Genomic DNA, 11880 nt, shown 5'->3' on the forward strand with positions numbered 1-11880 from the left:
TTCTGCAAGAGATGCCCGGACCAGGCCCGGGCATCGCGTTCACGTTCAGAACTGCTCGGCGCTCAGCGCCATGGTCGAATCCGCTCCCGTGGTGATCCGCGCCAGATGCGCGGCGGTCTCGGGCAGCGAACGCTCCATGAAGAAGCGGGCGGTGACGAGCTTGGCGTTCATGCGCTCAGCCTGGCCATTGGCACCGGCCTTGAGCTTGTCCTGCGCGACCTTGGCCATCTTGACCCACATATAGCCGAGCGAGACCAGGCCGAGCAGGTGCATGTAGTCATGCGCGCCGGCGCCGGCATTGTCCGGCTTTGCAAGCGCGTTCTGCATGAACCACATCGTCCCCTGCTGGAGATGGCCGAGCGAGGTTGCGAGCGAAACCAGCAGTGGCTTCAGCGCCTCGTCCGCCTCGTTCTCCTTCACGAAGGCGCCGACCTCGTTGAAGAAGGCCATGATGGCGCGGCCACCGTCACGGCCGAGCTTGCGGCCGACCAGGTCCATCGCCTGCACGCCGTTGGCGCCCTCGTAGATCATGGCGATGCGGGCATCGCGAACGAACTGCTCCATGCCCCATTCGGCGATGTAGCCATGGCCGCCATACATCTGCTGGGCCTTCACCGCATTGTCGAAGCCGACATCGGTGAGCACGCCCTTCAGCACCGGCGTCATCAGGCCGAGCTGGTCGTCGGCGGCCTGGCGCTCGGCGGCGTCGGTCGAGCGGTGGGCGACGTCCGACTTGATCGCGTTCCAGAGCACGAAGGCGCGCGCCGCCTCGTTGAAGGCCTTGATCGACATCAGCGTGCGACGCACGTCCGGATGCACGATGATCGGGTCGGCAGCCTTGTCGGGGTTCTTGGCGCCGGTCAGCGCGCGGCCCTGCAGGCGGTCCTTGGCGTAGACGACGGCGTTCTGATAGGCAACCTCGGACTGGGCCAGCCCCTGGATCGCGACACCGAGGCGGGCCTCGTTCATCATCACGAACATGGCGTTGAGACCCTTGTTCTCGGTCCCGACCAGCCAGCCCTTGGCCCCGTCATAGTTCATGACGCAGGTCGAGTTGCCGTGAATGCCCATCTTGTGCTCGATCGAGCCGCAGGAGACGTGGTTGTTCGCGCCGACCGAGCCGTCAGCGCCGACCTCGTTGCGCGGCACGACGAAGAGCGAGATGCCCTTGACGCCCTGCGGCGCGCCCTCGACGCGGGCGAGTACGAGGTGCACGATGTTCTCGGTGATGTCCTGCTCGCCGGCCGAGATGAAGATCTTGGTGCCGGTGATCGCATAGGTACCGTCGCCGTTCGGGACGGCCTTGGTCTTGATCAGGCCGAGATCGGTGCCGCAATGCGGCTCGGTCAGGTTCATCGTGCCGGACCAGGTGCCTTCGGCCATCTTCGGCAGATAGGTGCGCTTCACCTCGTCGGAGCCGTGGACATAGAGCGCGGCCATCGCGCCCATGGTCAGGCCGGGATACATCGAGAACGCCATGTTCGCCGAGGAGGAGAACTCGTTCATGATGGCGCCGAGCGTATAGGGCAGGCCCTGGCCGCCATATTCGGGGTCCATGGCGAGCCCGACCCAACCGCCGGCAGCGTAGGCTTCATAGGCCTGCTTGAAGCCCTTCGGGGTGGTCACCGAGCCGTCGTCGTTGCGCTTGCAACCTTCCTTGTCGCCGGAATGGTTGAGCGGCTGCAGCACCTCTTCGCAGAGCTTGGCGCCCTCGCCGAGCACAGCCTCGACCAGATCGGGCGTCGCCTCGGCGAAGCCCGGCAGGTTGTTGTAGCGCTCGAACTGGAAGACGTCGTTGAGCAGGAACAGCGTGTCTTCGACGGGTGCCTTGTAAACCGGCATCGCATCCCTCCCTGGCGTTTTGACAACGATCTTGGACGAAGCTTGCCGGCTCTATATGACAGCGGCGCCTCGGAATAGTTCATATATAAACTATCTGGTCGCAACTTGCCAAGGGGCCACGTCAATTTTTTCGCCTGGACAGCGCTGCCGGGAGAGATTGGCGCGAGCAGCGATCGGCTTGCAAACGAAAAATGCCCCGAACCGGCGAGGTTCGGGGCATCGTGATCTCAGCGGTATGCCGGTCAGCCGACCGGGCGGCTTCAGGCGTCGAGGCGTGCGAGGGTCGTCTCGAGCTCGGCAATGGCGGCCTCGATCTCGACGCGCTGGCTGCGCAGCAATTCGAGCTGCTCGGCGATCTGGCCGCGGCTGAGCTGCAGGCCACCGACCGAGGCGGACGGCTCCTTGCCCTTGATCTCCTTGCCGTCCTCGTTGGCGAGCATGGCGCGGATCTCGACCAGGGTGAAGCCGAGCTGCTTGCCCTTGAGGATGAGCGCGAGGCGGGCGCGGTCGCGGCCGGAGTAGATCCGGGTCAGGCCCGAGCGGGCCGGCGCGAGCAGGCCGCGCGATTCATAGAAGCGCAATGTGCGCAGGGTCACGCCGAACTCGCGGGCGAGATCGCTGATGGTGAAACCACCGGCTTCGGTGTCGTTCGTCGTCTGAGAAGAGCGGCCGTCGTGACTCGGTGTGGCCGCCAGAGCTGAGCCTTGGCGCGGCATATCTGATCCTTGCGGGTTGCGGGGCGGAGCTGCCTGCCCCATCGGAAGGCGCTCCTGCGTTGCCGGCAATGTAGGGGCGCGGCTCCCTTACGTCACGTTATCCGCCTCCGGCTGGGGGTAAGTTACGGTTATGCCCGGTCTATATCGAGCCCCGGGCGGGCTGTCGTGGCACATGTTTGGACAAAATTAACGCCCAGCCCCCCGATCTTAACGCTCTGTTTACCGTGACTGCGAAAAGTCGGTACCGCGATCTCCAGCATCGGCCGCATCAACCCGATGTTCATGAATGCCGAGATCGCAGGGGCGCCGCCGCATGAGGGGGCTGCGCGCCCGCTAAGCCAAGACCGGCCCCTCGAGGCGAACGTAACATGGCGACCAGCCTGCCCTGGAGCGTCAAAGGCGTCGACCCGCGCACACGCGATGCGGCGAAGACTGCTGCACGCCGGGCCGGGATGACGCTTGGCGAATGGCTCGACAGCAAGATCCGCGAAGAGGCCGGCGAACCCGATGCCGTCGTCAACGAGGCGGAAGAGCAGGACATCGTCGCGCTGTCGGAGCGCCTTGCCCGCCTTTCCCAGGGTGGGATGCAGACGGCCGCGGCACCCCAGGCGGCCAATGCCAGGCCGGATATCGCGCGCGATCGCATGGACGCGTTCATCACCCAGGCGGCGATGGCGGAGCGCCTGACGCGTGACAGCAATGCCAGGACAGCAAGCGCCCTCGACTCGATCGCCAAGTGGATGGAGCGCACCGAAAGCCGCCTGTCGCACGGCGAGCGCGCCACGGTCGAGCGGCAGGAACGCACCACCTCCGTGATCGCCGATTCCATCAAGGCGATGAGCGAGCGACTCGTCGAGATGGAGCGCCGGGCCGAGGAGGCCAGCCGCCGGCCGGTCGCGCAGCAGCCGCGTCCGGTGCTGAGCCGCGACGGTCTGGCCGCCGCCGTTTCCGATATCCGCTCGCGCCAGCGCACCCTCGACGGCGACGCGCGCGCTGCCGCCTTCGACCGCCCGAGCCCTGCTGCGCCGTCGCTCGCGAGCCTGCGCGACGATTTGCGCCATCTCAGTGACCGGATCGCCCCAGTCCCCCAGCCTGCGCCGCGCGCCGAAGACCAGCGCGGCGCCTACCGGCCACTGGAGCGCGCGATCGGCGAGCTCGGCGCCCGGCTCGATCGCTTCGACGGGCGTGACCGGCTCGATCCGGTCCTCAAGCCTTTGGCGCGGATTGAATCCGAAATCGGCCGGCTGGCCGAGACGCGTTCCAACGAAAGCTACAACCGCTTCGAGCTGGAGATCGCCCATCTCGCCGCCAAGGTCGACGCGCTCGCCACGCGCGGCGGCGACCGGCAGACGGTGGCGCCGATCCTGCGCGAGATCGCCGAGCTGCGAGACATCGTCTCGGCGACCGACGGGCGCCGGCTCGACGATCTCTCGCTGCAGCTCAATGCGCTGACGTCGGATATCGGCCGCATGCGCGAGGACACGCGCGATCTGCATGGCCTGTCGCTGGCGATCGAGGATGTCCGCGAGACCTTGCATGCCGACCGCCTGCGCGAGCGCGCCGGCGACAGCGGCCCGCTGCTGGCCCTGTCGCGCCAGGTCGAAGCACTCGCCCAGAAGATCGATTCCCTGCCGGCGATGAAGACCTCCGTCATCGATGGCCAGGTCGACCAGTTGATCGCCCGTCTCGGCGAGCTCGACGCCAGCGGGCGCCCGGCGTCCAATGAGCTGGCCGAGCGCATCGAAGCCTTGGTGGCCAAGCTCGAACACCTGGCCGAAAGACCCCCGAGCCGGCTCGACGACCGGATCGAGGCACTGACCAGCCGTGTCGAGCAGCTCGCGGCTTCGAGCACCCTCGCCCACATGGTCGACGATGGCGGAACCCCGCTGGCGCGGGTCGACATGCGGCCGGTCGAGGAGATGCTGCGCGGTCTTGCGACCAAGATCGACGAGGCTGGCCGGCCGGGCGCCGGTTCGGATTCCTTCGACGCGCTGGAACAGCAGATCGCGGGCCTGACGCGGCGCCTCGACGAGCAGGCGGCGACGCGCACGGCCGAGAGCGGCATCGAGCGGACGCTGCAGGATCTCGTCGTCCATCTGCAGAGCATGCGCGAGGACACCGCCGTCACCGCCGAGCGCGCTGCGAGAGCTGCGATGGCCGATATGGCGCCGCCCCGCCTGTCCGAGCTCAGCGATCTCATGACCGGCCTGCGCGAGACCCATGTCTCGGCCGGGCGCGAGACGCAGGATGCGATCGGCGCCGTGCACCGGACGCTGGAGACCATCATCGGCCGCCTCGGCGACCTCGAATCCGAGCTCGGCGTCGACCGCGGCCGGCGTGGCAGCGCAGCGGCGCCCCGGGCTCAGGCGGCCGCCGAGGCCGAAGACGCCAGGGCGCCTGCCCTCACCGCGCCGATGATGGCCGAGCGTTTCGCCGCCGAGCCACGGCTGCCGCGCACAGGCGGACTGGATCTGCCGCTGGAACCAGGCTCCGGCCGGCCGCGCCCCGATGCGCCCGCCCCGCAGGCCAATGATCCCCAGGCCGTGCGCCAGAGCCTGATCGCCGCGGCACGGCGCTCGGCCAAGGCCGCCAGCGAAGCAGCTTCCGCCAATCCGACCGCCACGGCCGAAGCGACCAAGCCCGGCAAGCCTGCCTCCCGCGGGCGCCTCAAAGAGATCATGGAGAAGCGCCGGCGGCCGCTGCTGCTCGGCCTCGCTGCACTCGTGCTCGCGATCGGTGCCGCGCAGGTCTTCTCCGGTGTCCAGCAGAGCGCCAAGAAGCAACTGGCGAACGAGAGCATCCAGACTGCCCCCTCCAAGGCCGCGCCCACCGAGACGCCGACGATCCAGCCGACGCCGCAGTCCGCCCCGGTCGAGCCTACGGCTCCGCCGGTAAAGGATCAGAATTCCGCCCTGCCACCGCTGCAGATCGGCACGACACCGGCACAGGCAGCCGCGTTCGCGCCTGTACCGACCTTGCCGGCAGCGAGCCCAGAGACGCCGGCGGCCACGGTACCTTCCCTGGTCGCCGCGCTGCCTCTGCAGAGCCCGTCCGAGGCGACCGAGACCGTCACCGGCATCGGCGATCTGCCGGCCGCACTTGGCAGCGCCGGCCTGCGCAAGGCCGCACTCGCGGGCGATGCGCGCGCCGTCTACCAGCTCGCTGCCCAGGCGGCGGACGGCCCAACCAATCGTGACCCGAAACTGGCGCTGCGCCTGTTCGAACGCGCCGCCGTCGCCGGCCTCACGCCCGCCCAGTTCCGCCTCGGCAACATGTTCGAGAAAGGCATCGGCACCAATCGCGACCCGGCTCTTGCCAAGGTCTGGTATGGCCGCGCCGCCGAACGCGGCAACGCCAAGGCGATGCACAATCTCGCGGTGCTCTATGCCGAGGGTGCCGGCGGCAAGCCGGACTACGCCACGGCGACCGAATGGTTCCGCCGCGCCGCCGAGCACGGCGTGCGCGACAGCCAGTACAACCTCGCCATCCTGCTCGGCCGCGGCCTCGGCGCGCCGGCCGATCTCGGCCAGTCCTATCGCTGGTTCGCGATCGCCGCCGCCCAGGGAGACGAGGATGCGGGACGCAAGCGCGACGAGGTGGCGGGCCGGCTGTCGGCGAGCGATCTCGCCGCGGCCAAGGCAGCGACAGAGAGCTGGAAGCCGAAGCCGCTGGAGGCGAACGCCAACGAGGTCACGCCACCGGCAAAGGGCTGGGACGAGCAGCCGGTCGCCGCCAAGAAGCCAGCGAAGCCCGGCCGCGGCTGAACTGTCGTGGCGCATGCCGTTCGGCAGGCGCCCGAGAACTCCTCTGAGCTGCACAAATTGAAAAGGTTTCGGCTGTAGCGTCGCTCTTTCGACGCTGCAGCGCGTTCCGTTCGGCCTGAATTCGTGCCGGCATGGCAGATCGGGCACGTTCTCGTCGCAAAAGTGGTGTCCACTTCTGCGGACCATGCCTGGCGTGAAGGCGTCGACGGCGGACGGGGTTTGGAAGAGTGCAGATCTATCTCCCGATCGCGGAACTGCCGATCAGCGTTTTCCTCGTCCTTGGTCTGAGCGGCGCGGTCGGCTTCATCTCGGGTCTGTTCGGCGTCGGCGGCGGCTTCCTTTTGACGCCATTGCTGATCTTCCTCGACATTCCCCCGGCGGTCGCGGTCGCGACCGTGGCTGCCCAGGTCGCCGGCTCGTCGATGACCGGCGTTCTGACCTATTGGCGGCGCAATGCGCTCGACTTCAAGCTCGGCGGCATCCTGGTCGCGGGCGGTTTATTCGGCACGATCATGGGCGTGCTGTTCTTCAACTCGATGCGGCGCCTCGGCCAACTCGAACTGGTCATCACCCTGTCCTATGTCACGCTCTTCACCTTGATTGGCGGGTTGATGCTGTTCGACGCGGTGCGCGCCGCGATGCGCGACCGGGCCGGCAAGCCGACACGGCTGCGGCGCGAGGCCGGCTCGCACCCGCCCTGGATGGGCATGCCGTTGCGCATGCGTTTCCCGCGCTCGCAGCTCTATGCCAGCGCGATTCCGATCGCGGGCCTCGCGGTCATCATCGGCTTCATCGGCGCCGTGCTCGGTGTCGGCGGCGGCTTCATGCTTGTGCCGGCGCTGATCTACTTCTTCCGGATTCCGCCGGCGGTGGTGGTCGGCACCTCGCTGTTCCAGATCCTGGTCACCATGTCCGGCGCGACGGTGCTGCACGCGGTCACCAATCAATCGGTCGACATCATCCTTGCCATGCTGCTGCTGGTCGGCGGCGTGATCGGCGCGCAGTTCGGCGGCCGGGCGGCGCGCAACCTCAACGTCTCGTCGTTCCGGTTGCTGCTGGCACTGCTGATCCTCTCGGTCGGCCTGCGCTTTGGGGTCGAGCTCTTCCTGCCGCCGAACGAGCCCTATTCGGTGGTCGTGCCGGAAGGAGCGCAGCGATGAGACGCGCGGCGCTCGCCCTGACGACGGCCTGCCTGGCGGCGCTCGCCAGCGTACCGGTGAAAGCCGAGACGTTGATCGCAGCCCTGTCGACCCACCGGATCGCGATCGCCTCCAACTTCACCGGCGACCAGCTCGCCGTGTTCGGCCTGGTCGAGCGCGATGGCCGCTCCGTGGCGCGCGCCGACCCCCACGACATCGTCGTCACCGTGCGCGGACCGCAGCGCATGCTGATCGTGCGCGAGAAGGAGCGTGTCGGGCCAATCTGGATCAACCGCAGCCAGCGCCGCTTCCCGGACCGCTCGATCTATCTCTCCGTCGCGACCAACCGGCCGATCAAGGAGATCCTGTCGGAGGACGCAGCGCGACGCGACCGGATCGGCCTCGCCAACGCGCAACGCTCGCAGGCTGGCTTCGATTTCGACTTCGATATCGGCCGCTATCGAGATGCGCTGATCCGAACCCTCCAGGGCAAGCAGCTCTACTTGCTCGACGAGCGCGGTGTCACCTTCTTGTCGCCAGCCCTGTTCAGCTCGCAGATCAAGATCCCCGCGACGGCGCCGACCGGCCCTTACGAGGTCGAGATCCTGCTCTATGCCGGCGGTTCGGTGCTGGCGCGCCAGACCACCAATTTCGAAGTGGTGAAGACCGGCGCGGAACAGAGCATGGCGTCGGCGGCGCATGAGCGGCCTCTGCTCTATGGCCTGGCGACCGCTGTCCTCGCGCTGCTGTTCGGCTGGCTTGCGACCGTGATCTTCCGGCGCGACTAGAAACCGTTTTTACCGATCAAGATGATCCAACCTGATCGGATCCGGCTCTCGCTCAGCCGGTCAACATCTCATAGGCAAGGAAGGGCGCGATCGTGCCCTCAGTGACGCTCGTCAGGTCGTCGGCGAGCTCAACCAGCCCGTCGGTCTCGGTCAACGAGGTCAGCACGCCGGCCCCGTCCCGCGGGTGCTTCTGCGCCACCGCGATGCCATTGGCTCCCGGTACAAGCGTGACCCGCACATATTCGCGCCGCCCCGCCTTCTTCTTGTAGGGAAAGCCGAGCCTGACTGGCAGGCCATGCAGCCGCACTGGCGTCGTCCCCGACAAAAGCGCGATCACCGTCCGGGCGACGAAGGCGAAGGTGACGAAGACCGCGACGGGATTGCCGGGCAGGCCGATGAAGGGCGTGCCGCTGACCAGCCCCATCGCGACGGGCCGGCCGGGCTTGATCGCCACGCGCCAGAAGGCGAGCTCGCCGGCGCGCTCCACCGCCGCCTTGACGTGATCCTCCTCGCCGGTCGAGACGCCGCCCGAGGTCAGGATCAGGTCGCAGTTTTCCGCCGCCTGGAGCAGCCGCGCGGCAAGGCTCTCAGGTTCGTCGCGCAGGATGCCGAGGTCGACGACCTCCGCCCCGACGCGCGCCACCATCGCGCGCAACAGGCTGCGATTGGCGTCGTAGATGCCGGCTGGCGGCAGGGCCGTGCCAGGCTCGTTGAGCTCGTCGCCGGTCGAGAAGATCGCCACGCGGACACGGCGGCGCACCACGACCTTAGTCAGGCCGAGCGCGGCGAGCAACGCCAGATCCTGCGGGCGCAGCCCCCGGCCGGCGGCGAGCGCGAGACTGCCGCGCCCGATATCCTCGCCAGCCGGGCGAGCATTGGCGCCGCGCTTCAGGCCAGCCGGGAGGACGACCGCGCCGCCCTCCGCTACGACGTCCTCCTGCATGAAGACCGTCTCGGCACCGGCAGGCATCGGCGCACCAGTGAAAACCCGCACCGCCATCCCTGTGGTCGTGACGCCAGCAGCGTCAACGCCAGCCGCGACCCGGCCCGACAGTGGCAGGCGTGTTTCTCCCGTTGCCGCCAGATCGGCAAAGCGGACCGCGTAACCGTCGACCGCCGAATTGGCGAAAGGCGGCAGATCGACCGGAGCAATCACATCCTGCGCCAGCACGCGCCCGTCGGCCTCGGAAAGCGGTATCGTCTCGATGCCGGCCACGGCCACGATGTGCCCAGCGGCGCGCTCGGCCGCCTGCTCGATCGTCAGCATCGGCCCGAAGGCGTCGGCATCCGCGCTGAGCTGCGCCATCGTCAGAGATCCCCTTTTGCCCGCGCCAGCACGGCATCGAGCGGCTGCGCCTCAGCGAACAGACAATCGGCGATGGCCGGGACATCGTCGAGCCCGATCACCGGCCGGCCGGCATTCGGAAAAGCGGTATCGCTGGCGATCGCGACAATGCTCGGGTCATCCGGATGCAGTGGCGGTTTGCCGTTGGCGGCGCGATAGACCTCAAGCTTGGCGTGCGGGTCGCGCTTGAAGCCCTCGACGATGACGAAATCGACGGGAGAGAGCCGCGCCAGCAGCTCCGGCAGCGTTGCCTCGGATTCGTCGCGTAATTCATGCAGCAGCGCCCAGCGCTTCGCCGACGAGATTAGCACCTCGGAGGCGCCGGCCTGCCGATGAGCCCAGGAATCCTTGCCGGGCGTGTCGAGGTCAAAGGCGTGATGGGCGTGCTTGATCGTCGAGACCGTGACGCCCCGGCGGTTGAACTCCGGGATCAGCCTGGTGAGGAGGGTCGTCTTGCCGGCCCCGCTCCAGCCCGCCAGTCCGATCACACGCATCGACAAGGACATCCCCAAAAAGACAAAGCCGGGCGCAAGAGGCGCCCGGCAGTCATCGTGCAAATCGGTTCAGCCGGTCAAGCGCGGCGAAAGTTCACTCGGCCGGCTGCAGCTTGCCGCCGGTAACGTGCCCCTTGCGCACCTCATCGGCGACCCAGAGCGAATGGTGCTCCTTGGCCCAGTTGAGGTCGACCTCTCCGGAGCCCATCGCGTCGAAGGCGCCCTCCATGCCGATCGTGCCGATATAGATGTGGGCGAGGATCGCGGCGACCATCAGCACGCCGACGATGCCGTGGACCACGTTCCAGAACTGCAGGTCGAGCACGCCGCCGGCGGTTGCGGGGAAGAGCAGATAGATGCCGGAGACGCCAAGCGCCGCGCCGCCAAGCACAACCGTCCAGAACACGATCTTCTGGCCGCCATTGAAGCGCTTCGCCGGCGGGTGGGCCTTGCCGACGATGCCGCCGCCGGCCGCGAACCAGCGGACGTCGATCATGCCGGGTATGTTGTCCTTGATCCAGACCAGGAACATCAGGGCGATGCCGAGCATGAACGGCCAGGCGAGGTAGTTGTGCGCCCATTTCGCGACGATCGAGATGTTGGTGAACGCCTCCGGGCCGATCAGCGGCAGCAGCAGCGACTTGCCGAAAGTGACGTTGAGCCCGGACAGCGCCAGCACGATGAAGCAGGCGGCGGTCAGCCAGTGGACGAAGCGCTCGAAGCCGTTGAAGCGCGTCAGCGTCTGCCCGGACGGGCCGCCTTCGATCCGGATACGGCCACGGAAGAGATAGAAGGCGACCAGCAGGATCAGCATGCCGAGCACGGCGACCGCACCGATCCTGGTCATCGTGTTCTGATGGAAGACGCGCCATTCGCGCCCGGCTGGACGCTCGAGCGTCGCCGCCTTGGTGTCGGGGATCGTGATACGGCCTTGCAGCTCGGCGGAGGGGTTACCCTTCAGCGCGTCGAGGAACTGCTTCTCCTTGACCGAATCGGCGGTCGGATTGACCTGCTGGGCGGCGCCAGGCTGGGCGAAGCCGACCGCGATGGCCAGCAGCAATGCCGCGACGAGGAAGTGGAGGTGAGCGCGGAGCGACATTGCGGCATCCTTTCGCGAAGGCGGTATCTGACTGGGGAGGAACGCACCCGACCTTTTCAGGCCGTGATGCGCCCCCCTCCCCCAGCTCAGATCGTGATGGTTTCCCGGTAGGCGGTCTGCCAGCCCCAGGCTCCCGAGCCGTAGCCGCGCTTGACCACGCGTTCCTTGTAGATCTGCGCGATCACCTCGCCGTCGCCGGCGAGCAGCGACTTGGTCGAGCACATCTCGGCGCAGAGCGGCAGCTTGCCCTCGGCGAGGCGATTCGAGCCGTATTTCTGGAACTCGGCCGGCGAGAGGTCGACCTCGGGGCCGCCGGAGCAATAGGTGCACTTGTCCATCTTGCCGCGCGAGCCGAAGTTGCTGACCTTCGGATATTGCGGAGCGCCGAACGGGCAGGCGTAGAAGCAATAGCCGCAGCCGATGCACAGATCCTTGTTGTGCAACACCACGGCATCCGCCGTGGTGTAGAAGCAGTCGACCGGGCAGACCGCCGCGCAGGGCGCGTCCGTGCAATGCATGCAGGCCATCGAGACCGAGCGCTCGCCGGGCTTGCCGTCATTGATGGTGACGACGCGCCGGCGATTGATGCCCCAGGGCACGTCGTTCTCGTTCTTGCAGGCGGTGACGCAGGCGTTGCACTCGATGCAGCGATCGGCGTCGCAGAGGAATTTCATCCGGGCCATGGTTCAGTTC

Annotated in this window: 9 protein-coding genes; 3 read left to right on the top strand and 6 right to left on the bottom strand. The window is 67.6% G+C overall.

Translation table 11 applies throughout. The annotated features are described in order from the left end of the window. Positions 1 to 45 precede the first annotated feature (45 nt). Together BLM15_RS15305 and BLM15_RS15310 are read right to left on the bottom strand one after the other, a co-directional pair. Positions 46 to 1842, bottom strand: coding sequence for an acyl-CoA dehydrogenase C-terminal domain-containing protein (locus BLM15_RS15305; protein ID WP_126113564.1), 1797 nt, complete (start codon positions 1840 to 1842; stop codon positions 46 to 48). Between the two features lie 260 nt (positions 1843 to 2102). Then, positions 2103 to 2558 carry a MerR family transcriptional regulator gene (locus BLM15_RS15310; protein WP_126113565.1) on the bottom strand — a complete coding sequence of 152 codons (456 nt, stop codon included), beginning with the start codon at positions 2556 to 2558 and terminating at the stop codon, positions 2103 to 2105. Between the two features lie 368 nt (positions 2559 to 2926). Between BLM15_RS15310 and BLM15_RS15315 the strand changes: the two genes are divergently transcribed. From BLM15_RS15315 to BLM15_RS15325, 3 genes are all read left to right on the top strand, one after another. Beyond that, entirely contained in the window at positions 2927 to 6322 is a 3396-nt protein-coding gene (locus BLM15_RS15315; protein ID WP_126113566.1) for an SEL1-like repeat protein, read from the top strand. A gap of 227 nt (positions 6323 to 6549) precedes the next feature. Continuing rightward, positions 6550 to 7482, top strand: a complete 933-nt coding sequence (locus BLM15_RS15320; protein ID WP_126113567.1) for a sulfite exporter TauE/SafE family protein — start codon at positions 6550 to 6552, stop codon at positions 7480 to 7482. Next, on the top strand, positions 7479 to 8249 hold the full coding sequence (locus BLM15_RS15325) for a TIGR02186 family protein (RefSeq protein WP_126113568.1): 771 nt from the start codon (positions 7479 to 7481) through the stop codon (positions 8247 to 8249). Before BLM15_RS15320 ends, BLM15_RS15325 begins: the two co-directional genes overlap by 4 nt. A 52-nt stretch (positions 8250 to 8301) precedes the next feature. Here BLM15_RS15325 and BLM15_RS15330 read toward each other — a convergent pair whose 3' ends face one another. The 4 genes from BLM15_RS15330 to fdh3B form a co-directional block, all read right to left on the bottom strand. Further along, on the bottom strand, positions 8302 to 9555 hold the full coding sequence (locus BLM15_RS15330) for a molybdopterin molybdotransferase MoeA (RefSeq protein WP_126113569.1): 1254 nt from the start codon (positions 9553 to 9555) through the stop codon (positions 8302 to 8304). A gap of 2 nt (positions 9556 to 9557) precedes the next feature. Then, a complete protein-coding gene (gene mobB / locus BLM15_RS15335) occupies positions 9558 to 10088 on the bottom strand; it encodes a molybdopterin-guanine dinucleotide biosynthesis protein B (protein ID WP_126113570.1) in 531 nt (176 codons plus the stop codon). 94 nt (positions 10089 to 10182) lie between these two features. Continuing rightward, positions 10183 to 11187, bottom strand: coding sequence for a formate dehydrogenase subunit gamma (locus BLM15_RS15340; protein WP_126113571.1), 1005 nt, complete (start codon positions 11185 to 11187; stop codon positions 10183 to 10185). An 86-nt stretch (positions 11188 to 11273) separates the two neighbouring features. After that, a complete protein-coding gene (fdh3B, locus tag BLM15_RS15345) occupies positions 11274 to 11870 on the bottom strand; it encodes a formate dehydrogenase FDH3 subunit beta (RefSeq protein ID WP_126113572.1) in 597 nt (198 codons plus the stop codon). Positions 11871 to 11880 lie beyond the last annotated feature (10 nt).

Source organism: Bosea sp. Tri-49 (assembly GCF_003952665.1).
In the GTDB taxonomy this organism is placed as follows: domain Bacteria; phylum Pseudomonadota; class Alphaproteobacteria; order Rhizobiales; family Beijerinckiaceae; genus Allobosea.